General features: G+C 40.3%; 20 protein-coding genes and 2 tRNA genes. 15 read left to right on the forward strand and 7 right to left on the reverse strand.

What is annotated here, in order from left to right; translation table 11 throughout:
• Positions 1-142: 142 nt before the first annotated feature.
• From HWV58_RS10780 to HWV58_RS10795, 4 genes are read left to right on the forward strand one after another with little or no spacing between them, the layout of a single operon-like run.
• Positions 143-934, forward strand: a complete 792-nt coding sequence (locus HWV58_RS10780; RefSeq protein WP_175634116.1) for an SDR family NAD(P)-dependent oxidoreductase — start codon at positions 143-145, stop codon at positions 932-934.
• A gap of 50 nt (positions 935-984) precedes the next feature.
• Entirely contained in the window at positions 985-1,551 is a 567-nt protein-coding gene (locus HWV58_RS10785; RefSeq protein WP_175634117.1) for an RNA polymerase sigma-70 factor, read from the forward strand.
• Positions 1,552-1,555: 4 nt separating this feature from the next.
• Positions 1,556-2,512: a FecR family protein gene (locus HWV58_RS10790; protein ID WP_175634118.1), complete on the forward strand. Its 957-nt coding sequence runs from the start codon at positions 1,556-1,558 to the stop codon at positions 2,510-2,512.
• Between the two features lie 12 nt (positions 2,513-2,524).
• Positions 2,525-4,372: an STN and carboxypeptidase regulatory-like domain-containing protein gene (locus tag HWV58_RS10795; protein WP_175634119.1), complete on the forward strand. Its 1,848-nt coding sequence runs from the start codon at positions 2,525-2,527 to the stop codon at positions 4,370-4,372.
• 42 nt (positions 4,373-4,414) lie between these two features.
• Here the strand turns inward: HWV58_RS10795 and HWV58_RS24485 are convergent, their stop codons facing one another.
• Together HWV58_RS24485 and HWV58_RS24490 are read right to left on the reverse strand one after the other, a co-directional pair.
• The gene (locus tag HWV58_RS24485; RefSeq protein ID WP_262890325.1) at positions 4,415-5,899 is read right to left on the reverse strand and encodes an efflux RND transporter permease subunit; all 1,485 of its coding nucleotides are present in this window, start codon (positions 5,897-5,899) and stop codon (positions 4,415-4,417) included.
• A complete protein-coding gene (locus tag HWV58_RS24490) occupies positions 5,893-6,765 on the reverse strand; it encodes an MMPL family transporter (RefSeq protein WP_262890326.1) in 873 nt (290 codons plus the stop codon). The genes HWV58_RS24485 and HWV58_RS24490 overlap by 7 nt, the downstream gene beginning before the upstream one ends.
• Positions 6,766-6,886: 121 nt before the next feature.
• Here HWV58_RS24490 and recO point away from each other — a divergent pair, with 121 nt between their 5' ends.
• The 6 genes from recO (at position 6,887) to HWV58_RS10830 (ending at position 10,711) form a co-directional block, all read left to right on the forward strand.
• The gene (gene recO / locus HWV58_RS10805; RefSeq protein ID WP_175634120.1) at positions 6,887-7,612 is read left to right on the forward strand and encodes a DNA repair protein RecO; all 726 of its coding nucleotides are present in this window, start codon (positions 6,887-6,889) and stop codon (positions 7,610-7,612) included.
• 94 nt (positions 7,613-7,706) lie between these two features.
• A tRNA-Val gene (locus tag HWV58_RS10810) sits at positions 7,707-7,781 on the forward strand.
• 48 nt (positions 7,782-7,829) lie between these two features.
• Positions 7,830-7,907: transfer RNA gene (locus tag HWV58_RS10815), tRNA-Val, on the forward strand.
• Positions 7,908-8,122: 215 nt separating this feature from the next.
• Entirely contained in the window at positions 8,123-9,034 is a 912-nt protein-coding gene (locus tag HWV58_RS10820; protein ID WP_175634121.1) for a UbiA prenyltransferase family protein, read from the forward strand.
• 84 nt (positions 9,035-9,118) lie between these two features.
• Positions 9,119-9,745, forward strand: a complete 627-nt coding sequence (locus HWV58_RS10825; protein WP_175634122.1) for a class I SAM-dependent methyltransferase — start codon at positions 9,119-9,121, stop codon at positions 9,743-9,745.
• A 30-nt stretch (positions 9,746-9,775) separates the two neighbouring features.
• Positions 9,776-10,711 carry an NAD(P)/FAD-dependent oxidoreductase gene (locus HWV58_RS10830; RefSeq protein ID WP_235972707.1) on the forward strand — a complete coding sequence of 312 codons (936 nt, stop codon included), beginning with the start codon at positions 9,776-9,778 and terminating at the stop codon, positions 10,709-10,711.
• A gap of 15 nt (positions 10,712-10,726) precedes the next feature.
• Here HWV58_RS10830 and HWV58_RS10835 read toward each other — a convergent pair whose 3' ends face one another.
• On the reverse strand, positions 10,727-10,891 hold the full coding sequence (locus HWV58_RS10835; RefSeq protein WP_175634123.1) for a hypothetical protein: 165 nt from the start codon (positions 10,889-10,891) through the stop codon (positions 10,727-10,729).
• 227 nt (positions 10,892-11,118) lie between these two features.
• Positions 11,119-12,576 carry an amino acid permease gene (locus tag HWV58_RS10840; protein WP_175634124.1) on the reverse strand — a complete coding sequence of 486 codons (1,458 nt, stop codon included), beginning with the start codon at positions 12,574-12,576 and terminating at the stop codon, positions 11,119-11,121.
• Between the two features lie 441 nt (positions 12,577-13,017).
• Here HWV58_RS10840 and HWV58_RS10845 point away from each other — a divergent pair, with 441 nt between their 5' ends.
• The 4 genes from HWV58_RS10845 (at position 13,018) to HWV58_RS10860 (ending at position 18,335) form a co-directional block, all read left to right on the forward strand.
• Complete coding sequence (locus tag HWV58_RS10845; RefSeq protein WP_175634125.1) at positions 13,018-13,353, forward strand: PadR family transcriptional regulator; 336 nt, start codon at positions 13,018-13,020, stop codon at positions 13,351-13,353.
• Between the two features lie 17 nt (positions 13,354-13,370).
• A complete protein-coding gene (locus HWV58_RS10850) occupies positions 13,371-15,113 on the forward strand; it encodes a PspC domain-containing protein (RefSeq protein ID WP_175634126.1) in 1,743 nt (580 codons plus the stop codon).
• A 146-nt stretch (positions 15,114-15,259) separates the two neighbouring features.
• Positions 15,260-17,707 (forward strand): TonB-dependent receptor domain-containing protein, encoded by a 2,448-nt coding sequence (locus tag HWV58_RS10855; RefSeq protein WP_175634127.1) that lies wholly within the window; start codon positions 15,260-15,262, stop codon positions 17,705-17,707.
• Between the two features lie 265 nt (positions 17,708-17,972).
• Positions 17,973-18,335, forward strand: a complete 363-nt coding sequence (locus tag HWV58_RS10860; protein ID WP_175634128.1) for a hypothetical protein — start codon at positions 17,973-17,975, stop codon at positions 18,333-18,335.
• Between the two features lie 353 nt (positions 18,336-18,688).
• On the opposite strand, the gene HWV58_RS10865 is transcribed toward HWV58_RS10860, so the two are convergent.
• From HWV58_RS10865 to HWV58_RS10875, 3 genes are all read right to left on the reverse strand, one after another.
• Complete coding sequence (locus tag HWV58_RS10865) at positions 18,689-19,768, reverse strand: FISUMP domain-containing protein (RefSeq protein WP_175634129.1); 1,080 nt, start codon at positions 19,766-19,768, stop codon at positions 18,689-18,691.
• Between the two features lie 297 nt (positions 19,769-20,065).
• Positions 20,066-20,539 carry an SMI1/KNR4 family protein gene (locus tag HWV58_RS10870; protein WP_175634130.1) on the reverse strand — a complete coding sequence of 158 codons (474 nt, stop codon included), beginning with the start codon at positions 20,537-20,539 and terminating at the stop codon, positions 20,066-20,068.
• A gap of 174 nt (positions 20,540-20,713) precedes the next feature.
• Positions 20,714-21,445: a DUF6261 family protein gene (locus HWV58_RS10875; protein WP_175634131.1), complete on the reverse strand. Its 732-nt coding sequence runs from the start codon at positions 21,443-21,445 to the stop codon at positions 20,714-20,716.
• An 817-nt stretch (positions 21,446-22,262) separates the two neighbouring features.
• On the opposite strand from HWV58_RS10875, the gene HWV58_RS10880 reads away from it, so the two are divergent.
• Positions 22,263-24,359, forward strand: a complete 2,097-nt coding sequence (locus HWV58_RS10880; protein WP_175634132.1) for an FUSC family protein — start codon at positions 22,263-22,265, stop codon at positions 24,357-24,359.
• Positions 24,360-24,507 lie beyond the last annotated feature (148 nt).

Below are 24,507 nucleotides of genomic sequence, written 5' to 3' on the forward strand. Positions count from 1 at the left end.
CAATCGACAAGCTAGTGCATCCTCGTTATAAAAGAGGACGATAGAGCATGGACACAGATAGTTTGGAATTTAAATCCGTGTTTATCCGTGCAATCCGTGGCTAAAATAAACGGAACTGAACGATAAGAAATTAAAAAATAAAATGAAACAGTTAACAGCATTAATTACAGGGGCAAGCGAAGGTTTAGGGAAATCTTTTGCCATTGAATGGGCGCAGCGCGGACTTAACCTGGTGTTGGTTGCTTTGCCAAACAGCGGACTTGAATATTTGGCCAACTACCTGCGGGTTAATTTTAACTGCAAGGTGTATTGTATCGAAATAGACTTGACCGAAAATACTTCGGCCAACCAGATATTCGAAAGATTGAACACAGCGGGGATAGAAGTCAATGTTTTAATCAATAATGCAGGTTTGGGAAATTGGTCGTGGTTTGAAGATAAAAACGCCGATTTTTACCGCACCCAGATCGATCTCAATATTACCAATACTGTTTTGCTAACCCGATTGTTTTTAAACCATATCGATAAGGCTGCTGAAAGCTATATTTTAAATGTAGGAAGTTTGGGAGGCCATTTTATTGTGCCTAAAAAACAGGTTTACGGGGCAACCAAATCCTTTGTCGGCTATTTTACGCGTTGCCTTCAACTCGAGCTTAGTGGCACCAATGTGCACATCAGCTTACTTAGTCCAGGGGGAATTAATACCAAACCCGAATTGCTCGTGATGAACCATACTTTAAAAGGTTTTGCCAAAGCCACCATTTTAGAAGCAGATTATGTGGCCAAAACTGCTATTGATGGGATGCTTAAAGGGAAAAAAGAAATAATTCCTGGTTTCGCTAACCGTTTTTTAGTTGTGCTGGATAAAATAATCCCTCGCTTTTTAAAAGAAATTATAATAAGGCGTAAATTGAAGTCGATTTTAACAGCATAGATTTAGATCAGAAACCTGTAAGGTTTTTAAAGCTTTGCAGGTTTAACTTTATGGAAAGTAACGATACTCACCTTCTCGGATTAATTAAAAGCGGCAATAAGCAGGCTTTCGACGAAGTGTTTTTAATACATTTCAAAAATCTGCATGCTTATGCTTTTACAATAGTTAAAGAACGCGATGATGCCGAAGAGATTGTGCAGAATGTGTTCGTACGGATCTGGACGCGCCGGGAGCAGCTTAAAGCAGATGGCTTTTTAAAATCGTTTCTGTATCGGGCTGTACATAACGAGAGTTTAAATTATCTCAAACATCAGCAAGTTAGATCGAATTTCAATGTACATTATGCCAATAGTGTAAAAAACGAGATGGGAAACTTAAATACTGAAATTACAGTAACCGAACTGGAGAAAAACATCAATTCGGCAATTAACGATCTGCCCGAAAAATGCCGCAATGTATTTCAGTTGAGCAGGTTCGATCAAATGAAATATCAGGAAATAGCTGTTGCACTTAATATTTCGGTTAAAACTGTAGAAAACCAAATGGGCAAGGCCTTAAAGATTTTACGCCATCGCGTAATCGATTTCCTGGTCCTCATTTTTATTCTTTTAAAATAAGCTTATGGATATAAATTCTACACCTATAAATGAAGATTTGCTGGCAAAATACCTGCTTGGTGAGGCAACTGTGTCCGAAAGCGAGCAGGTAGAACGATGGGCCAAATCTGCTCCCGAAAACCTAAAACAATTAAGCGATTTCAGGACGATCCTGGAGAAAAGCAAGTTGCAGATTGATTCAAGCATTGACGCGCAGGATGCTTTAGCGCGGTTAAACCTTCGCTTAGAAAAGGAAGCCAAAACTAAAATGTGGGGCTATAAGACTATTTTGCCTTGGGTAGCTGCTATCGCTGTTATTTTTGCTGCAGGCCTGTTTGGGTATAAAAATCTGGTGGCGAATAAAATTGATGTAGCAAGCAGTGCTACAATTTTAACCCAGGTGTTGCCCGATGGTTCAACTGTAATCCTGAACAAGCAATCATCTTTATCGTTTGTGGGTGGTTTTTTCAATAAAACCCGGCAGGTAAAACTTAAAGGAGAAGCCTTTTTTAAAGTGAGTGCCAATAAGGCAAAGCCTTTTATTATTGATGTTAACCAGGTTAGGGTAACAGTTGTGGGTACAGCCTTTAACATAAAAAGCAGTAGTAACGGAACGGTGGTAATTGTAGAAAGTGGTATTGTAAAAGTAAATAACCAAGGGGATAGTGTTCGCTTAACTGCGGGCGAGAAGGTAGAAGTTACCCAAAATCAAACTAAATTATTTAAAGACGAAAACCAGGGTAAACTCTATAATTACTATTACACAGGCGAGTTGATTTGCGATAGAACGCCTTTAAACGAACTGGTGCTGGTGCTTAACGAAAAGTTTAAAGCCAATATCGTAATTGTTAATCCGGCCATCCAAACATTGCCGATTAGTACCACCTTTAAAAACGAGCAGTTAAACGAAATTTTAGAAATAGTGGCCCAAACTTTAAAAATTAAGGTCGAATATGGTAAGGGAATCATTAAACTGAAATAAGCAATGCGGATAATGAAGCTGATTTGTTTTTTGTTGCTTTTTTTCAGTTTTTCGAGCCAGGCACAATCGCTTTTGGCCAGAAATATATCACTCAATATTGAAAAGCAAAAACTGGGTAAGGTGTTGAAAATGATTGAAGAGCAGGGAGCATTCCGCTTTTCTTACAACAGTAGTATCTTGCCAACAGATAGTTTGGTTAGCATTCATGATAATAGCCTAAATATCTCCGAAGCACTCGATAAAATCTTAAACCACCGTTTCGAATATAGGCAGGCCGGTAATTTTATCATCATCAGGTATGCTCCTTTGGAGTTGGTTTTACTGGTTAACGAATCGGTAGGCAACGCCGATTTATATACCATTACCGGACAGATTGTAGATAAGCAATTGCGCAAACCGATAGCCGATGCCAGTATTTATGAAAAGAACCTGCTGGTTTCCGAAATTTCGGATGGTAGCGGGTATTTTTCAATGCGTTTAAAAAACATTACTCAGCCCATATCTTTAACCGTTAGTAAAGAAAATTATAAATCGACTGTTACCCATTTTTTGGCAGAGGTAAACGTAACTCATAAGAAAGATCAGGCTAGTGAGCGTTTTATCAGTGGTAATCTGGATGAGGTAGAAAAAACATGGCTGGGTAATGCCCTGGTTACTACCGGACAAAAAATTCAGTCGATTAATATTGGCGGTTTTATTTCTAAAGCACCATTTCAGTTTGCCTTACTTCCGGGTTTAAACTCTCACGGCTCGTTAAGTGGACAGGTAGTAAACAAGTTTTCTTTAAACGCCATTGGTGCCTACAGTGCAGGTGTTGATGGCGGAGAAATTGGTTTAATTTTCAATATTGATAAAAGCAATGTGCAATATTTTCAGTTTGCTGGTGCTTTTAACCTGGTCGGGGGCGATGTTCGGGGTACACAAATAGCTGGTTTTTTTAATCAGGTAATTGGCGGAGTAAATGCCGCGCAAATTGCCCTGGGCTATAATTATGTAGGTAAAAATTTTGAAGGTTTTCAGGTTGGCGGCATTTACAATCATATTGGTTATGATTTTAGCGGCATGCAGGTGTCATTAGGCTTAAATACTATCGGTAAAAAATTAAGTGGTTTTCAGGTAGGGGCGTTAAACCTTGTCGCCGAAAAACAAGATGGACTCCAAATTGGAGTAGCGGCGAATGTAGTCAGGAATAAATCAATGGGAATGCAAATTGCTGGTATTGCCAATTTAAACCGGCAATCAGAAGGAGTTAATGTTGCTGTATTGGGTAATTACACTTCAAATACGGCCCGGGGATTGCAAACGGGAGTGATTAATTATGCAGGTAAATTAAAAGGTGCTCAACTGGGAATTATAAATATTTCAGCACAGAACGACGGTTATTCCATTGGTTTAATTAATGTTGCCTTAAACGGCTATCACAAATTTAGTCTGGGGACTAATGAAAGTACCACTTACAATGTGGCTTATAAAGGTGGTAGCAAACGCTTGTATAACATGTTAATGTTCGGAATGAATAGTGAAGCAGGAGCGAAAACATATACTGCAGGTTTGGGCTTTGGAAAAGAAATGCGACTTTTCAGTAAGCTTTCCTTAAACCCCGAAATCAGTAGCCAATATGTTTACCAGGGTAGCTGGGATTACTTAAACTTGCTTAGTAAATTCGAATTGCCATTAAATATCCGTTTAAATAAATGGCTGGCCATGCAAGGTGGTCCATCGGTAAATGCGTATTACACCAAACAAAATATTGCAATTGGTAATTTTGGTTTACTGCAACAAAAACATCAGGATTTTTCTTTTAACAATCAACGCTATACCGGTTGGATTGGCTGGAATGTTGGTCTGGTGATTTTGTAAATATAGCATATAGCGTTGGGTTTAAACCCAACGCTATATTAATTAATGATCAAATTCGCTCGCATTCTTTGCGCTTTCCTCATCAGAAACAAGCTTTCTAACTTTCTTTTTATCTAACCACAATACCAATGCGGGTAATAAGGTGAGGTTAAATATCAAGGCCACCAATAAAGTGATCGATAGGAGCAGGCCTAATACTACCGTTCCGCCGAAAGTAGAAGCCGTGAAAATGCCGAAACCAAAGAATAAGATTAAGGCAATATGCGTCATACTTACACCTGTTTCGGTAATTGTATCGGTAATTACTTTAGGTACACTGAAATTGGTAAGGTTAAGCTCTTGCTGATACCGGGTAAGGAAATAAATGGTTTGATCGGAAGCCAGACCAAAGGCAATGGTGAAAATTAAGATAGTAGAGGGTTTTAGCGAAATACCAAAATATCCCATAATACCTGCCGTAATAATTAAAGGTACAATGTTAGGCAGCAAAGAAATAAACATAATGCCCAGACTTTTAAATTGAGCCAGCCTCAACAGCGAGATTAGCACTATGGCCAGGGCAATACTTTCAACCAGGTGTTTTAACATGTAATCGGTACCTTTAGAAAAGATGATGCTTGAACCTGTAAGTTCTACATCAAATTTGGCTGGCGGTAAAATGCTGTCTATCCGTGGTTTCAGTTCGGCCATAATCCCATCTAAACGTTTAGAACCTACGTCGGCCATCTGAAAGCTGATTCTGGTACTTTGGTTGCCCTTGCTAATGAAATTGGTTAACAAGCTCGCATTGCCTTTACCACCATTGGCGATGTAGGCCAGAATGAAATTCTTTTCTAGGTTATCAGGCAGTCGGAAAAAAGTAGAATCGTTATTGTAAAATGCCTGAGTAGCATATTTCAAGCCCATGTTTACCGAAATAGAACGCGAAAACTCCGGATAGGCAGAAATCATTTTTTCCAGTTTTTCTATTCTTTTTAGATTGGTTAAGTTGAAAACGCCGTTCTTCTTCTTGGTGTCTATGCTAACTTCTAAAGGTAAAATCCCTTCAAAGTTTTTCTCAAAGAACTTTAAATCGGTTAAAATCTCTGAGTTTTTGGGTAAATCGTCGACCACGTAACCGTTAACGTTGATTTTCATTACCCCTATAAAAGCAATAATCGAAATAACGATTGTTCCAATGTAAATTAAGCTGCTTTTTTGCTGCACCAGCACATCTGTTTTTACCAGTAATTTATGCAAGAATCCTTCTTCAACATGGGTTTGTGCTTTCAGTTTCGGTGCTGGCAGGTAACTGAAAATAATCGGGATTAAGCACAAGCACATTAACCAGGTAACCATTACATTGATTGAGGCTACACTGCCAAATTGCATCAATAACTCACTTCCGGTAAAGTATAATACACCAAAACCAATGGCTGCGGTAATGTTGGCAATTAAAGTAGTAATGGCGATACGCTCGATGGTTATACTTAATGCCAATTGTTTGTCGCCGTGTTTTCTCAGCTCGTTCTGGTACTTGTTTAACAATAAATACTGTTTGGAATACCGATAATTACAATAAGTGGTGGTATAAGGCCTGTTAAAATAGTCAGTTCAAAACCGAATAACACGAGTGTACCAATGCTCCAGATTACCCCCATTACTACGACTAAAATCGGGAAGAAAACAGCATAAAATTTCTTAAAGAAAAACAGTAAGATTAGGGCTGAAACTAAAATCGATAATCCTAAAAACAGCACAAATTCGTTGCTTACCAGTTTACTAACCGCAGTACGAATGTAGGGTAGTCCCGAAATATGCACCTGTATTTTGGTTTTGCTTTGGAAAGCTTTTGCTTTGGCCTCAATTTCTTTTAAAATCGGGTTTCGCGCTGCGGTATTTAATATTTTTGTATCGAAAGTAATGGCCATTAAAGTGGCATTCTGACGGTTGTAAACCAGACCTTCGAAAAAAGGATTGTTGTAGAGGGTGTTTTTGATCGAATCCATCTCCGCATCAGTTTTAACCAAACTACCCGGAATGGGCTTTAAAACAAATTTTTGGTTTACGGTATCTTTCTCCAGCTGGAAAATCCTGCCTGATGATAATACCTGCTTGATCCCTTTTAATTTCTGAATGCTGGTAGAGAGTTCTACCCATTGGTTGTAAACTTCTTTTTTAAAAATATCGGGCGATTGTATACCTACAACCATTACACTGCCATCCTCGCCAAATGTTTTTTTGAAGGCATTGTATTTAATAAATGCACTGTCGGTTACGGGTAATATTTTACTTCCTGTGTAAGAGAGTTTTACGTTTTTGGCCTGATAGGCCATGAAAATGGTTCCGAGAACAAAAAATACGATGATTGCGATACGGTTCTGAAGAATAAATCTCGATAGCTTAACCCACATGTGCAGCTTTTTTTAATGATAATATTAACGGCAAAACTAATCTTATTTGTAAAACGTGATTACTTTTTGCACAATTAAATTTGCACAAATAACATACTTTTGAAAAAAATGTTTTAAACGCATGTTGCATAAAGTTAGAGGGATTGTTTTAAAGACCACCAATTACAGCGAAAGCAGTGTAATTGTGCAGGTACTTACCGATAAATTTGGCATGCAGTCTTACCTGATTAATGGTGTTAAAAAGCCAAAGGCGAAGATCAAGATGAACATGCTACAGTCGCTCCATTTGCTCGATATGGTGGTGTATCACAAAGCCAATACCAATATGCAGCGGGTATCGGAAGTGCGGCAGACACCGGTTTTTAAGAGTATTCCTTACGATATGGTGAAAACCAGTATCGTTATTTTCCTAAATGAAGTATTGTATAAAAGTATCAGGCAGCAATCGGCGGACGAAGACTTGTTTGATTATATTTTCAATTCGGTGGCCTGGTTTGATGAGGTAGAAGAAATTAGTTCGAATTTTCACCTATCGTTTTTGTTAAAGCTGACCCGTTTTTTAGGTTTTGCACCCAACGAAAAAAGAAGAGCTGACCAGATTTACTTCGATTTGCAGGAGGGAGAGTTCTTTTCGCGTGTACCCATTCATGCCAATTACCTGCAACTAGACGATGCTTTACAGTTTATTTCGCTTTTTAATACCCCACTGGAAAAAAATTCTGAAATAAAATTAGCCAATAGCCAACGCAGGTTTTTGTTAGATAAGATATTGGTTTTCTATACCTTACATACTGCGTCGTTTGGTACGGTTCAATCGCATAAAATCCTCGAAACTTTGCTAAGCTGAAAAAAAAGAAAAAAAGATTTGCAGAACAGTTTTATAGCGCTATATTTGCATTCCCAAACGGAGAGTGGGGCATTAAATTGACAAAATAACAAAAGGGAAATTAGCTCAGCTGGTTCAGAGCACCTCGTTTACACCGAGGGGGTCGGGGGTTCGAACCCCTCATTTCCCACTAGGCTTTTCAAGGAGTTGAAAAGTTTTTTAATTGCAATACTCACCAGGGAAATTAGCTCAGCTGGTTCAGAGCACCTCGTTTACACCGAGGGGGTCGGGGGTTCGAACCCCTCATTTCCCACCAAAGCCTTTCAGTACAACTGGAAGGCTTTTTTTATGGTTAAATTTTAGGTTTGCAACTGCGTCGTTTATTTTAACCATATAAGTCATATCAGGAACATTTAAGCTGATATGATCTTATTATGCCTTATATGGTTAAGTTTTAATTCCTACATTTTACCCCAATTATTTACCTTATTCAATTATATATCCGAAATTGGCCAGATAAAAACAGCTTCAATGCTCGGTAAAATAATCAGGTTCATATTTTTCGGAAACTACTTTGTTGGTATTCTGGCTGTTGCCCTAACCATCGAAGCTACCTTTCAGTTAAGGGTGCCTTTTAATTCGTTAAATTATTATCTCCTGCTTTTCCTGGCACCTACTATTTATTACACCTACGCCTATAACAAGGTATCTACAAAACCATCTACAACTAATCCGCGTAATCAATGGTATTTTAAGCATAAACGGTTTATTAATTACAGCCAGGCTATTCTTTTTATCAGCTGTATGCTGCTGGCCATAAACCTCATTTATCAGAATTTAAATCACTTTTTGGCCTTGCCACTAAGCTACTGGATTGCGATAGTAATTATTGTAACTGCCGGAGGATTGTATTATGGCTTGTTGCCACGGTCGTTTTTAAAATTTAACCTGCGTAATACCGGCTGGTTAAAGGCTTTTGTTATTGGCTTTGTATGGGCATGCTGTGCCAATGTACTGCCACTCATCATGCTCAAAATCGAAACTGGTATTGGTTATCACGATTCCATATTATGGACCTGGCTATTTATTAAAAACTGGATGTTCTGCACGGTAAATGCAATCATTTTCGATATTAAAGATTACCCAACCGATGCCAACCGGCATTTAAGGACATTTGTGGTACGCTATGGACTAAGAAGAACCATTTTCAATATCCTGATCCCCCTGTTAATTATCGGTTTAATCTCTCTGGGTATATTTGCCAGTTATAAAGGTTTTGCCTGGCCATTGGTTTTCTGTAATGTGTTGCCGTTTATATTCACCATTTATGTGGCCTATTCTATGCACCGCCGAAAAAATATACTTTATTATTTAATGGTAATTGATGGACTGATTTTGTTTAAAGCCATTTGCGGAATAGTAGGAATGCAATTTGTAAGCTAGGTGCTTAACTGTTAGAATCGGTTAGCGGGTTAATTGTATTACCTGACAATTATCCGATTTGTACAATTTAAACAATTAACCAAGATGAATAACAACTACGATAAAATTGCCAGACATTACGATACCTTAAGCCGTTTGGTGTTTTTTAAATCGCAGGTGAATGCACAGGTTAATCAATTGCATTATATCCAAAAAGATAGCAATGTACTGATTGTAGGTGGCGGAACAGGGTGGGTTTTAGAAGGACTGGCAAAAGTGCAGCCTGCTGGGCTAAAAATTGTTTATGTTGAAATTTCAGCTAAAATGATAGAACTTTCGAAAGCCAGGAATTATGGCGGTAACGAAGTAGTCTTTTTGAACCAGGGCATAGAAACATTTACAACCGAAATACAGTTTGATGTGATACTAACACCATTTCTGTTCGATAATTTTTCGAAAAAAAGAGCAGTGAAAGTGTTTGAATTGCTGGATGGATTTCTAAAGAAAAACGGATCATGGTTTTTAGTCGATTTTTCGCTGAACAAAACCAATGGCCAATGGTGGAAAAGGTTTTTGTTGAAATCGATGTACAGTTTTTTTAAGCTTCTGGGTATTGTAGAAGCCAGGAATTTGATTGATATGCACCCTTTCTTTGCAGCTAAAAATTATGAAGTGGTGGAAGAACGTTTTTACTATGGCGATTTTATCAAAGGAACTATTTATAAAAAATGACACTTATTTAATGCATCTTTATTGCGTTTAATGAAGTCTTTACTGATTTTTGTTCCAAAAGAAATAGATATGGATTTTGATGTAATTATAATTGGAGGCAGCTACGCAGGTTTGTCGGCGGCGCTTACTTTAGCCAGGGCAACAAGAACGGTATTAATCGTTGATAGTGGCGAGCCCTGTAACCGGCAAACCCCGCATTCGTATAATTTTTTAACACATGATGGCGATAAACCAGCCGAAATTGCGGCTCAGGCCAAAGCTGAGGTATTGAAGTATCCTACGGTAAAATTTTTAGCGGGTAAAGTCTTATCTGCCAGCGAAATAACTGGTGGTTTTACTGTTGGACTGGAGAGTGGCGAAAGTTTTTCGGCCAGAAAACTGATTATTGCAACGGGTTTAAAAGATGTACTGCCAGATATTAAAGGTTTAGCAGAATGCTGGGCGATTTCGGTAATTCATTGCCCTTATTGTCATGGTTACGAAGTGAAGGGAGAAAAGATTGGATTAATGATGAATGGCGAACAAGCCTATGATATGGTTAAAAACCTCTATTTATGGAATAAGAATTTGAGCCTGCTCACCAATGGTAAATCGGAGTTAACGGCCGAGCAAACTGAAAAGCTAAAATCGAAGTCAATCCAGATTATTGAAGATGAAATTGTTGAATTTGTTCATGCAAACGGTGAGTTGGAGCATGTAGTATTTGCAAATATAGGGCAATTGGCGCTAAAAGCGGTGTATGCAAGGGCAGATGTAAAACAGCATGTAGATTTTGATGTGCAGTTAAATTTCGAACTGACAGAATTGAATACGATAAAGGTTAATGAGCAGCAACAAACTACTGCTAAAGGAGTTTATGCAGCAGGAGATTGCACAACTATGTTCAGGTCGTTATCGGTAATAACAGCTACAGGCACTATGGCTGCAGTAGTGCTGAATAAAGAAATGATTTCAGAAGATTTTTGATTTTCCATCTGAAATTTAGAATAAAATTGCACCTAAAATGGTAGCAATAAACATTACAGCAATTACAATTCTATCGGCGGCAATCCATTGTGCCCTGGTAAGCTGTACAGGAGTTTTTTTTATGGTTTCGGTTTTATGCCTGGAAAACCTGAAAATGGGGGTGTGTATTTTAATGAGCATGGGATTGAGTTTTATAGGTTAAATAACCTAAGACAAAACCCAAGCCAAAAAGGCTAAAAAATGTGGAAATGTGAATAACTTACGCAGTTTATGTTCAGTGATTTACAGTTTGCGTAGCCACATTAGAAATGGTACTAAAATATTGCGGTTAAGCTGTACTGAAAACCGAACAGCTTAACCGTGGCATGTATATGATAATGAATTTATTAGGCGTACAAATCCTGGTGCTATAGTGATGATGAAACATCATCATTTACCACCCTTAGTTTACTGTTCTTTTTACCATACCAGAAATAAATAGCCAAACCAATAATTAACCAAACTGCCAGCCTTAGCCAGGTTTCCCATGGTAAAAATACCATCATGGCAATACAGGTTAATATGCCTAAAATTGGAATTAACGGAACCAATGGTACTTTGAATGGGCGTTTAGCTTCAGGATTGGTTTTTCTCAGGATCAATATGCCTACACACACCATCAGGAAAGCCAGCAAAGTGCCAATACTGGTCATTTCGCCGACCACATTCATGGGGACAAATGCTGCAAACAGCCCGATAAATACACACAGTATGATGTTGGATTTATAAGGTGTTTTAAATTTAGTATGCACATCCGAAAACATTTTAGGGAGCAGTCCATCTTTACTGATAGAATAAAACATGCGCGATTGCGCCATTAAATCGATCAGGATTACAGAGGTATAACCAATTAAAATGGCCAGAATAATGGCTTGGCTCAACCAGGCATAAGGTGTTTTTTCGATAGCAATGGCTACAGGTGCACCACTGTTGGCAAATTCTTTATAATTGGCCAAGCCTGTCATTACATGGCCGAACAAACCAAATAGAACGGTACAAACCACCAGCGAACCAATAATGCCGATAGGTAAATCGCGGGCTGGGTTTTTGGTTTCCTGGGCCGAAGCTGCTACAGCATCGAAGCCGATAAACACAAAAAATACAAGTCCGGCACCACGTAAAATACCACTCCAGCCAAACTGGCCAAAAGTGCCGGTATTTTGAGGAATGTAAGGATGATAATTGGCCGGATCGATATATTGCCAGCCTAAGGCGATGAAAACCAGTACCACGCCCACTTTTAAAAATACAATAATGCCATTTACAATCGCCGAACCTTTTGTACCACGGATCAGAATAGCAGTCATAAGTACCACTACCAGCGCCGCAGGAATGTTGATAATGCCGTGTACGGTAGCGCCATCGGCCAGTTTAGCTGTTTCGAATGGCGACAGGGTGAGTTGTGCGGGAAGGTAAATATGTAAGCTGGCTAAGAATTTGGTTAAATACTGCGACCAGCTAATGGCAACAGTAGCACAGCCAACTGAGTATTCGAGCACCAGGTCCCAGCCAATTATCCAGGCAAAAAGTTCGCCCATGGTGGCATAAGAATAGGTGTATGCGCTTCCGGCAACGGGAATCATAGAGGCGAATTCGGCATAACACAATGCCGCAAAACCACAACCTAATGCTGCAATTACGAACGATAAGGTAACCGCGGGACCTGAGTGGTTGGCGGCCGCTAAACCGGTAATGGAAAATAAACCAGCACCCAGCGTCAAGCCCACACCAATTAAAATGAGGTTAATAGGCCCCAATGTTCTTTTAAGCGTACCTTCGCCACTTTGGTTTGCTTCAGCAACAATGCTGGCAATAGACTTTTTCATGAAAATAAGTTAAGACGCTGCAAAATTATTAAAATATATTAATTCTATAGTATTTATATAGTAAATCGCCTTCCGAAGTTTAGTATGGTAGGTGCGTAGTTAACTTCGGAAGTTTAGTGTGAGCCTGTTAAATGTTTAGTCGAACCTGTAACCTAAGCCTAAATGCACCTGCAAACTAAACCCGATAGCGCCAGATAGCTTGCGGTTTTTTTCTTCAAAAAATCGGAACTATAGGCAATAAGGGGACTGCTGAAACCGAAGAATTACCGGACTTGCTTTGCTAAAAATAAGCTAAATCTGCTGCTTTTACATATTTTTTCTTTAACCTCAAAAATATTATTAAAAATTAATTAGCTAATAATCAGTGTTTTGTGGTTTTATTTTAATTTATTTTAGTACTATGTATTGCATGGTAGTTTATAAAACATATATCTTTGTATTATGATAGCAGAAAATACGCAAACACAAATGCGGAAGGGAATTCTGGAATACTGTGTTTTATCAATCATCTCGAGAGGCGAAATTTATGCCTCTGATATTATTGCTGAATTAAGGTCGGCAAAGCTGTTGGTGGTTGAGGGCACATTATATCCATTGTTAACCAGGCTTAAAAACAATGGTTTGTTAAGCTACAACTGGGTAGAATCTACCTCAGGCCCGCCCCGTAAATATTACACCTTAACCGAAGTTGGCAAAGGCATTTTAGCACAATTAGATCAAACCTGGCAGGAACTGGCCTACGCGGTAGGGGTTTCGCAACAAGGTGCCAATTCATAATCATTAGTAACAAGGAAATGGAAAAGACCATCATCATAAATATAGGGAACACGATTATTCATATTGAAGAAAGTGCTTACGAACTCTTAAAGGCGTACCTGAACGAGGTAAAACAATATTTTGCCAACCATGCCGACGATCTGGAAATTGTAACAGATATTGAAAACCGTATTGCCGAATTGTTAACTGAGCAACTGGAAGAGCAGAAAAAGCAGGTTGTTGACGCGGCCAATGTAAATTCGGTTATTGCGCAGATGGGCAGGGTACAGGATTTTGATACCACAGCTGAGGGCGACGAAGAACCTGTTGCGCAAAGTGCTTACGAATATCAGTATGCCGAGAAAAAATTATACCGCGACATGGATGAGCGGGTTATTGCCGGGGTATGTGCAGGTATTGCGCATTACGTTAACGCCGATGCGAAATGGATCAGGCTGGCTGCAGTTCTAACTATCTTTGTTGGTGGCTCGGGACTGTTGGTTTATGCCTTGCTATGGGTTATTATGCCGAAGGCGAAATCGCGTATCGAAAGAATGGAAATGAAGGGTGAGCCTGCCAACCTGCAGGGTTTTCAAAAGAACCTGGATGAAGAACTACAGGCGGTTAAAGAGCGTTTAAGCGAAGTAAATAAACATGCACAACCTTTATTTACACGTTTTGGGATTTTTATCGGCGAGTTTTTCGAATGGCTTGGCCGTTTTATATCGGGTACCGGCAAAGTAATTTTTAAAGTTATCGCAGGTTTTATCGTGGTTTTCGGTGCATTTTTACTACTCACGCTGATTGTTACTACAGCTGCTTTTCAGGGTTTCTGGGATTCGAGCATCTACGAGTATTTCCCATTCTCGATTATAAATGACGGCAACCGTGGCGCAATTTTGTTTGGTGCCTTTGTAGTGTTATTTATTCCGGTTTTAGCTTTGGTGCTTTTCTCGATCAGGGTAGCATTTAACAAACAGGCCATTAATAAAACACTTTCTTTTGCCTTGTTAATCATCTGGCTGGTGGGAGTGGCCATTACCGGATATCAGGCGGCAAAAATATCATCAGAGTTTAAGCAACATGCAGAATTAACACAAACTGTTGATCTGAAAAGCTATGGTACTTATATAATTGATATCGACAAGAGTAAATATTTCAGCAAGGAAGATAGTATTGCCTATCACATCGACCTGAACCAAAAAAATCAGATTGTAGTGGATGATTTTGAAGATGGTCCTTTTGTTACGCCCAATAAAATCCGCATTAATATCGAAAAGAGCGAAACGAATATTACACGTTTAACACAGAAATACGAATCGCAGGGTAAAACCTTTTCAAACGCTTTGCAGAATGCGCAAAATATAAGCTATACTTATGTCTTAAAAGATTCGGCTATGGTATTTAACCCGCGCTTCAGGTTAAATAAAGGCACTACCTGGCGCAATCACGAAGTAAGGTTAACCCTCGAAGTACCGGTGGGTACCAGACTAATTTTAAAGGAAGATTCGTACCGCTACATTAACAATTACTGGGCATGGAGCTGCAATGAAACTGAAAACGACCACAATGATAATAGTGTTTGGGTAATGACAGAAGATGGTTTGAAGTGTATTGCCGAATTAAAAGAAGAAGCAATCAAAAAGCAAAAACTGGAAGAAGAATTACATGATTTAAAATTACAGCTTAGAGATAGAACTACCGATACCATTTATCAGGATTCTGTATTGAACCGGATTGGCGAAGTGAAAAAGGAATTGGGTATCGAGCCTGAAGAATAAGCGAATTGTTCCGATTATGGCGGAGAAATCTAAACAGATCGTCCTTTCGAGCGGAGTGTAACGCAGTCGAGAAATCTATTTTAAAAGATCTCTCCATTACGCTACGCTCCAGTCGAGATGACGATCACCTAAAACCAAGAAAAACCGTGAAAACATTATTTACGCTAATTGCATGCCTGCTGGCATGTGGGGCTTCTTTTGCCCAAAAATTAAATGCAGTTTCGGGGAAAGTTGTTGATGAAAAGACCGTTCCGGTATCGTTTGCCGTGGTTCGGTTGCTGAAATATCCGGATACCACCCTGGTAAAAAGCGTATCGACCAATATTGACGGCGAATTTAGAATTGCCGGCTTAAAGGAGGGCGAATACCTGCTGTCGATATCAATTGTAGGCTTTAAAACCAAAGGAACAGCTCGTTTTTTGCTTAAAGAAGATTTACAATTGCCAGCCATTGGGATGGAAAGCGTGAGCAAACAACTTAAAGAGGTAAGTGTGCAGGGGCGTAAGCCATTTATTGAGCACCAGATCGATAAAACAGTTTTAAATGTAGAAAACAGCCTTACCGCTACAGGAAGTACAGCCCTTGAAGTTTTAGAAAAAGCACCGGGTGTACAAATTGACCGGAACAGCGACCAGATTAAACTGAATAACAAAAGCGGTGTAGTGGTGATGATTGATGGCAAAAGTAATTTTCTTTCGGGAGCCGATATTACCACTTTGCTCAGCAACATGAGCAGCGACCAGATTGGCACGATAGAGCTGATAACCAATCCTTCGGCCAAATACGATGCTGCCGGAAATGCGGGTATCATTAATATTAAGCTTAAAAGAAACAAGGCTTACGGCACTAACGGGACGGTTTCTTTAAATACCGGGCAGGGAATTATGCCCGATTCGCCCAGCGATTTGTTCCGCGCCGGTGTAAACCTGAATTTAAACCACAGGCAGGGCAAATGGAATATTTTTGGTAATGGTGCAGTAGCGCGAAAAGCACAGTTTAACAACACCTTTTTAACCCGTACCACCTTATCAAACGGATTGGCAAGTGCTTTAACACAAAATTTCGACCGTAAAAATAAGGGGGTTGGTTTTCAGGGGAAAATAGGGGCCGATTATTATGCTTCGGAAAAAACTGTATTTGGTGTAATGCTCGATGCAAATACCGTAAATACAAAGCTGACGAATTTTAGCAATACCGATATTAGTGCCGTGCAAAACGGTTCTGCCAGCCAGAGTTATATTTTACAGGATGCCAGTTCGAGCTCACCGGTGGGCAACTTAACGGCTAACTTTAACATCAAACACGATTTTGATAAAAAAGGAAAGAGCTTAACCTTCGATATGGATTTTTCGGGCTTCAGCAACAAGAAGGATGAGAACTTTTTGGCCAATTATCTAAATTCAGGCGGCAACCCCACCAACCAAACCAGCTTACGCAACAATACAGATGCCGATATAAAGGTGTACGCTGCGAAAACAGATTTTACTTTACCGCTTTCTAAAACCGTGAAGATAGAAACAGGCTTAAAGAGCAGTTATGTAGTTACCAATAACAACTTTATTTCTGAGCAGCTGATTGGCGGAGTATGGCAAAACGACCTGGGCAAATCGAACAATTTTGTGTACAAAGAAAATATTAATGCGGTTTACGGTAGTTTCTCTAAAGAGTGGAAAGTATGGCAGGTTCAGTTGGGTTTACGTGCCGAGCATACCCACTCAAACGGTACCTCGGTTACCGATAATAAATCGGTAGAACGCAATTACCTCTCTTTGTTCCCAACGGTATTTGTGAACCAAAAGATTAGCGAAAACCACAATATCAGGTATTCTTACGGGCGCAGGGTAGACCGACCAAATTACCAGCAGCTAAACCCCTTTGTTTTTTATATGGATCCACTGGCGGTTGATCAGGGAAACCCATACCTGAAACCCCAGTTTACCAACAGTTACCAGATTAGCTATAGCTACAAGGAAATTTCGTTCTCTTTAAGCTATTCCGATACCCGCGATATGATTACGCAAATCAGCAAGCAGGATGATGCAACCCGGGTAATCAGCGTAATTCGTCAGAACCTGGGCCGTTCGCAAAACTATTCGGCCGATTTGTACGTGCCGGTTCGGGTTGCCAAATGGTGGAACATACAGAACAATGTAAGTGTTTACTATGGTAAGTTTAATGATGGTAATATTGAAGGCGCGGCTTACAGCGCCGGTAAAGCCGCGGTAAATTTATATACTTCTAACTCTTTTACATTGCCGCAGAATTTTAGTCTCGAAATAAGTGCCTGGCTTAACTCGCCAAGGGTAAGCGGAGTAGAGCAAACCACCATTTACCAGGGCGCGCTAAATGCTGGAATACAAAAAACATTGCTCGATAAAAAACTGAAACTGCGCTTAAATATGGACGACATCCTGCTCACCAACCATTGGGAAGGCAAGCTGGTGTACCAAAACATTAACATGAAAGTGGTGAACCGTTACACTAGTCGTAGGGCTAATTTCAGTATCAGCTATAATTTCGGAAACCAGAATGTAAAATCGGCCCGATCGAGAAATACCGCTACGGATGATATTAAAGGCAGGGCAGGAGGATAGGGCGTTTTGAGTTCGGAGCTTGGAGTTTTGAGCTGGGAGTCAGTAGTCACGAGTCTTGAGTCAGAAATCCTATTATCCCAGATCTTGTCCCCCTTTGAAGGGGGCAGGGGGATGAAAGAGTTTGGAGTCGGGAGTCAGTAGCCCCGAGTCGATAGTCAGGAATTCTATTATCCCGAACCTTGTCGGGGGCAGGGGGATGAAAAACGCGCGCGCTACAGTTAACCAGTTCAAACAATTAACCAATTAACCCAATAAAAATACAATCATGAAATACAAACTACACCTCATCGCAATCTTATTTACTGCTTTAAGCTTCGGATGCCGCAATAGCGGTGGCCACTTATCTCTCAGCACTACGGATAACGACACTAACTTTAAGTTTGAAGCGAAGTACGCCGAAAGTAAAACAGCCAGGCTGGAGAAATACCTCGATAGTGCACTGGATAACGAACTTCCGTTAGATCAGCATATCGATTTGTTTGTTAATTTAAATGGCAGCGATAAATTCAACCTGAAAGCACAGAAAGGCTGGCTGGTGATTAATTTCGATAAAAGAAATAATTCTTTATCTGGTTACATGAAAGTGAAAAAGTTAGCTGATGGGATTAAGGAGAAGTTGAGGGAATAAGTTAGTCTTTAGTCGGCAGTCAGAGGTCCGAAGACTGGGTGCTTATGCATGGCGTTGAAAATCCGAGGTTTTTTCAATCGTCACCCTGAATTTATTTCAGGGTCTCTCCATTAAATATGTAATCGATATGGAGAACTCTGCGATAAAATCGCTGTTCTCGCCCCTCCTCGTTACAAACGATGACGATCCCAACTTATATTTCCTTCAATGCCATATATGGTGAATGTGCTCCAGGAATTACTTTGGTCATCCCCCAAAACAAAATCAACCGGAAAGCTTTGAACATTTCCGGTTGATTAGATGATTTCTACCCTTTAGGTTACGAAATCTGAGCATTATTGCGATACGGGTATTTAATCTTTCACCAGCCGTACCGCACTACCTGTAGTTTTACTGTAATCGGTTACACGTGGTTCGCTGTATTTGTTAAAATCAAGGTAATAGGCAAAGCTGTCGCCGCTTGATTTGGTGGTAGAAGACCACCAGTAACTTAACCATACGCCATATTTGAAAGATTGGCCGCCACCGTATTCATCGCCGCCAGCGCTACCATTGGTAAGTAAATTAAGTCCTGATGAATTATCTCCATTGCCATGCGCAAATTTGTATGAGTCTTGTACGTCCCAGCCGGTAGTACCGCGCATTTTTTTGCCTGCTACCTTTTCGCCACCTAGGGCCGAAATAAGCGTTAAAAATTCGTTGCTGCTAGGCACATGCCAGCCCGCTGGCGCTAAACCGCGGCGATCGGTAACGGCATAAAAGTTGTAAAGCTTTCCGTATTTCTTTTCGTTACTGCTATCGAAATTAAGGTAACAATAAGCCGGAATTTTTTCCCTGCTAACCTTTTCCCACTCTTTCTGGTTGGCTGCATAATAAATCTGTTCGCCGTTTCTGTAGGTGCTCACATTTAAGTTGGTGCTTGTCCACACCTGGTTACCAATTTTTACCGGACCAGTAATTTCGGGCGAAGCATTGTATATTTCTTTTAACGGAGCCGCTTGTGCCGCATTACAACTCCAAACAAAGTTATTGGGTTGAGTGCCACCGCTTCTTTTTAAGCATTCTTTAATGGCTACTGCATCAGCTTCCTCTTTGGTTTTAGCTATACCCCAGCCAAATGCCGTACCTACATTACCATTAATGGTGCGATAGGCTGCACAACCCGTACCCGAGTAAGTAAGTACAATGCTGCAAGCGCCACCGCGTTTGGTACACTCATCTATAGCCCTTTTTTCAGCTTCCGGCCGGCTCGGCTGATCGAAAGAGAAGCCATAATAAAAACCATTTGACCGGTCTATCGCTAAAGCCCCATATTTGGTTTTAGCCGGAACAGCTGCTTTGGCTGCCGGTTTCTTAACCTGCGCCATTACACCCGATGCCGTTGCCAATAGCACAAGCACTGGTGCCATTAGCAGGAGTTTGTTTATTTTCATGCCCTAAATTGTTTGTTTATTGCAAGCAAATTTCCCAAACACCCTACACCGCATCAATACCATTTAATGGGTATATTTTTTAGTTCGAAGTCTGGTTGACTAATTATAATGCCGAAAAACCGATGCTAATCCTTTTACCGTCATCCTGATCCGATAGCTATCGGATTTGCCCCAGGCCGGTCGGACGGGCATTTAAGGGGCTCTTAAATAATAACGGAACTAAAGGCAAACCAGCGATAAAATCGCTATGCTCCATCATCCTCAGTACAAACGAGGATGATGGAGATTTAGCTCACATCAACCGGGCAATTGCTCTAAATTTTCTCTCCATTTGTATAGACCATCAAAAACACCTCCTGTTAAAAAAACATCTAAAAAGTGCGGCAAAGAATCTGTTAAAGTGATTACATTTTCAGCCTTATTATAAATGCCATATTTATTCCTTTCCTCAGAGTTTATATTTATTGTCCACATATCGCTGTAAATCAGGTATTCCGCAAAATGAAAGTCATTTGGATTTACGGTAGAGGTATCTGGATGTTGTATGTTTTCAATTATTTCGTTTAAAGGGATAATTCTAAACATATCTTCTTCTGATTCTAAACCATTGGAAAAATTATAGAATTGAATAAATTCATCGGGTAACTTAACACCCATAATGGTTTCAAAATCTGATATTTCTGCTAACGAAGCTGCTGTTAAAAGTGTAATTCCAAGTTTTTGCTTATTGGTCTTGATTCTTGCAATAATGTCTTTTATGGTAGGGATCATTTGTAAATAATTAAAACAATATTTTATTGTAAATAACTGTGCTATACTTAAACAAATATAGAACCTTATGGCTTTTTTGGTTTTTAGATTCGTGATATCTATTCATTTTTTTAAAGAGATGCACGCCATATAATAGTTGTAGCTAATTATGTGTGTGCATCTCCAAAAAAATACTTAGCTCAATACGGGCGGTTCGCCCGATCCGCCAGCCCTGCGTGTTTGCAACAGTGTATAAGTACTAATGTGCTGGTTAAGCAGGTTAACAGTGGCTGCCCATGGCTCGGCACCATCATTAATATCGAGGTTCGAATTAATACGCGTACGTAGTTTATAGTACAGGTTATTGGCTGTGCTGCGCAACTCCTTCAGTTTATCGGTTGGTGCTGCGGCCAGTTCTTCGTTGCGCTTAATATAAGCCTGGTTAAAATCGTTGTTGGCCGTTTCCAGCTCGGTAAGCCAGGCATTGAGGTTTAAGGCACTTACGGCTTCCTGCAGTTCTACTTTATTTTTCCAATCGTTAACAACATTACGCAGGATAGTGGTTTCGCTCTGGTAGTTATCTCTAGCTATACTACTGCCGAACAGGGCCAAATGGGCCGAGAGGGTTTTGCCGTGTTTATTTAATACTGTATCGGCACTATACGATAAACTTTGCACCTGTAAGCTAATGCCGTTTATAGCATCGTCTCTTCGTTTATCTAAAGCCTCTATTTCTTCGGTTACCAAACTGCTCTGACTTATTTTAAATAGTTTTTCAACACTATCGGTTGTGGTACGCAAGGCACTATATTGCGGGCTTACATTCAAAGTATCTGGATCGTTTTTCGCTACAATGTTTAAAACATCGGTTAAGAACTGGATATACTCGCCGTTTCTAAGCGGCTGTAATACTATACTTTTAATCATAGGTTTTTAAATTTAATGGTTGATGTTGTTTTTTACGTTTTTACTTTGATTTGTCGCTGCACGCTGCAGCAAGGTTTCAAAGTAATTTGCCTTTTTTAACCTAAAAAGGGGTTTTTCTAAAGGTTTTTGTGCTGCCTTAGCAGCTTTTGCAGAACGCGGAGGTTCCCTAATCATGCCCGTTATGGCCATAGCCTAATTAATTTATGGGTAATAAAACCCGTTAATAAATGTGGGATGATTATTTAAAACCGGGCTAAGAAAGTATTAGCACTCGGTTTGGGAATAGTAAAATCAAACATAACGAAATGGTTAGTTATTGTCAAGAGGAATTTAATGACGAATAAGGCTTTTGAGTTTAGTTGTGCCTGTAGCATTTTTAACCACAAAGCACGCAGAGAGAAAGGCGCTGAGTACGCAGAGGGAGGTTTACGATAATCTGTGCGAATGCAGATTTAACAGGTTGCCTTTACAGTTAACCGCTTAACCAATTTAAAACAGTTAACCTATAGCGTCATTGCAAGCCGAAAGGTAGGGCTGGTGTGCAAGAGTGAAGCAATCTTTTTAGTTAATTCTCAATCCGTGTTTTTCCGTGCATCCGTGGCTTTTATCGCCTCGTTCCGTCATTTCGACTGGAGCGCAGCGAAACGGAGAAATCTACCTCGAGATAGATTAAACAGTTAACCCTTTCACCAGATCTGAATTTCGCAAAAGTCCAAATAACGAAACGGTATCTTGTCTTATGCAACCATTTGATATGCATGCATTATATTTATTACCTTTGCGGCGTTTCTAACGATTAAGATTATTCATTAATTACATGGGCAAAAACAGTATCGGCTCTACCATTACCTATTTCTTTTTGGGCGAGTATTTTTCTGATGCACTGCGCACCACCATTACGGTTGTGTTACCCATTATCCTGTTTTTTTACCTGGGCAATCCCGATGCAGCAAAGGGAATTGGGGTGGGGTCTTTGCTCATTAGCCTTACTGATTTGCCCGATAACCGTTTAAACAAACTAAAAACTGCAATATGGAGCATTTCGGTATTCTTCTTAACTACGCTGGTAGTATCGTCGGTTTTAGATCAGGTTTACCTCAGTGCTGCTGTGGTAGTAATGGCGGCCTTTAGCTTTTCGATGTTTGCGGTTTACGGGCAAAAGCTGGCCTTAATTGGTACCATGGCCTTAATTGTATGCACTTTTGTAATGGGCCTACAACCTGCCCGGCCGCTGTATTTTAGTACCTGCATTTTAATAGGCGGGATTTGGTATTATGTAATCAGTTTAATCCAGATCCTCATCAGGCCTTACCGCTCGCTGCACCACGCCATTTTTGAATGTTTAATGAGCAGTGCCGAGTTTCTGCATATTAAAGCTAAAAATTACGATGTAAACGTACCGCTCGATTTGCAGCAAAAAGAAGCCATTAAGCTGCACATTAAGGTAAACCAGAAACACGAGCTCATTCGCAATTTGCTGCTTACCGATAAGTATGCCATGAACCCCGACAATGCAAAAGGGCAGTTGCTGCTAGAAAGGGCCCGTTTGCTGATTGATTTATACGAGCAATTGAATGCGGTGCATTACGATTATGGCCTGGTACGAAAAACCCTCGATGGGGGCCAAAGCCTGCAACTGATTGCCATATTAATTGAACTTTTAGCCAAAGAACTGGAGCAACTGGGGCGACATGTACGCTCGGCCAAAGCCTACAAAGGCGAGGTAGCCACGAATATGGCCTACCACCAAAACCGGGTACTGCTGTTGCAGGAGCTGGAACGTTTAAACGAAACCCAGCGACTCATTGTGCTCAAAGTGATGGCTAACATGAACGATATTGTGCGCATTATCGAAATGATACGCGGTAATGAGCGCATGCCCCAAAAACACCTGCAAGAACTGAGCGAAAGCATTGCATACCCATTGTTTATTACCGGCGACCGCTTTTCGGTTAAAGAACACCTTACCTTAAAATCGCCGATATTCAGGTTTTCGCTGCGGCTGGCCATCTGTTTCCTTTTCGGCTTTTTGTTAATCTGGCAGCTCGAACCCAGCAAATACAGTTACTGGCTTTTTTTAACACTCGTAATTGTAGCGCGACCTAAATTTTCAATCACCTGGAAACGCAACCTGCAACGTCTAAAGGGAAGTCTTGGTGGGGTGGCTATTGGCCTCGTTTTGGTTTATCTGATTAAAAGTCCGGTGGTGCTGCTGTCTTTTTCGGTAATCTTTTTACTTGGCTTTTATGCTTTTAACCGCCTAAATTATACCATTAGCGTACTGTTTATTACTCCTGCGGTAATTTTAACATTGGGCAGTTATCAGGGGCATTTCGATCATATTGTACACGATCGCATTATGTTTACGCTGCTGGGCTGTGTAATTGCCATTTTTGCTACTTACCTGTTCCCGATATGGGATAGTCGCCAGTTGAAGGCTAAAATCTTAAATGCTTCAAAAGCCAGTCTTAATTATCTGGAGGTAGCCATTCAAAACAGGGCAGAACGCAACGAAAACCAATCGCGCATGGCCCGTAAAAGCGCCAATTTAAGTTTATCTGCCCTAAGCGAAGCCATCGAATCGGCACGGCAGGAACCCATGCAGAAACATATCGGTTTTAAAGGACTTTACGATGTACAGGCTATCATTTACCAGATCAATGCCATCATTACTTCTATATACCTTTCGCTTAACCACAAGGCCGAACAAACCGATTTACTCTTGGTAGGGCAGATTGTAGTCGATTTATCCGGCGAGGCTAACAGCAATAAGCATGAGGCGATTAAAGTGCCGCCAATGGCCGAAACCGAACTGTACAACGAGCACTCCACCCCGCAAAAACTCGCACATATTGCCGCTTTATCAGCAGGCTTTAATGAGGCTGTAACGCGGAGCTTTGGAGGGGCTTTTTAATAGGTGTTTACTGGTAGGGCATCTTAATATTGCGATTCGTCATTGCGAGGAGGAACGACGAAGCAATCTTTCATACCTGCGATTCTTACGATAGAGATTGCTTCGTCGGCTGAAAAAGCCTTCTCGCAATGACGATCCCGCTAAAAAA

This window comes from Pedobacter ghigonis, from assembly GCF_903166585.1.
Lineage (GTDB): Bacteria > Bacteroidota > Bacteroidia > Sphingobacteriales > Sphingobacteriaceae > Pedobacter > Pedobacter ghigonis.

Bases quoted from the DNA above. Each gene is read 5' to 3' on its own strand.
- HWV58_RS10875 (WP_175634131.1), bottom strand. From the start codon at position 21,445: ATGATTAAAAGTATAGTATTACAGCCGCTTAGAAACGGCGAGTATATC.
- HWV58_RS10870 (WP_175634130.1), bottom strand. From the start codon at position 20,539: ATGATCCCTACCATAAAAGACATTATTGCAAGAATCAAGACCAATAAG.
- HWV58_RS10825 (WP_175634122.1), top strand. From the start codon at position 9,119: ATGAATAACAACTACGATAAAATTGCCAGACATTACGATACCTTAAGC.
- HWV58_RS10780 (WP_175634116.1), top strand. From the start codon at position 143: ATGAAACAGTTAACAGCATTAATTACAGGGGCAAGCGAAGGTTTAGGG.
- HWV58_RS10850 (WP_175634126.1), top strand. From the start codon at position 13,371: ATGGAAAAGACCATCATCATAAATATAGGGAACACGATTATTCATATT.
- HWV58_RS10830 (WP_235972707.1), top strand. From the start codon at position 9,776: ATGAAGTCTTTACTGATTTTTGTTCCAAAAGAAATAGATATGGATTTT.
- HWV58_RS10865 (WP_175634129.1), bottom strand. From the start codon at position 19,768: ATGAAAATAAACAAACTCCTGCTAATGGCACCAGTGCTTGTGCTATTG.
- HWV58_RS10840 (WP_175634124.1), bottom strand. From the start codon at position 12,576: ATGAAAAAGTCTATTGCCAGCATTGTTGCTGAAGCAAACCAAAGTGGC.
- HWV58_RS10880 (WP_175634132.1), top strand. From the start codon at position 22,263: ATGGGCAAAAACAGTATCGGCTCTACCATTACCTATTTCTTTTTGGGC.
- HWV58_RS10860 (WP_175634128.1), top strand. From the start codon at position 17,973: ATGAAATACAAACTACACCTCATCGCAATCTTATTTACTGCTTTAAGC.
- HWV58_RS10785 (WP_175634117.1), top strand. From the start codon at position 985: ATGGAAAGTAACGATACTCACCTTCTCGGATTAATTAAAAGCGGCAAT.
- HWV58_RS24490 (WP_262890326.1), bottom strand. From the start codon at position 6,765: ATGTGGGTTAAGCTATCGAGATTTATTCTTCAGAACCGTATCGCAATC.
- HWV58_RS10795 (WP_175634119.1), top strand. From the start codon at position 2,525: ATGAAGCTGATTTGTTTTTTGTTGCTTTTTTTCAGTTTTTCGAGCCAG.
- recO (WP_175634120.1), top strand. From the start codon at position 6,887: ATGTTGCATAAAGTTAGAGGGATTGTTTTAAAGACCACCAATTACAGC.
- HWV58_RS10845 (WP_175634125.1), top strand. From the start codon at position 13,018: ATGATAGCAGAAAATACGCAAACACAAATGCGGAAGGGAATTCTGGAA.
- HWV58_RS10835 (WP_175634123.1), bottom strand. From the start codon at position 10,891: ATGCTCATTAAAATACACACCCCCATTTTCAGGTTTTCCAGGCATAAA.
- HWV58_RS10820 (WP_175634121.1), top strand. From the start codon at position 8,123: ATGCTCGGTAAAATAATCAGGTTCATATTTTTCGGAAACTACTTTGTT.
- HWV58_RS10790 (WP_175634118.1), top strand. From the start codon at position 1,556: ATGGATATAAATTCTACACCTATAAATGAAGATTTGCTGGCAAAATAC.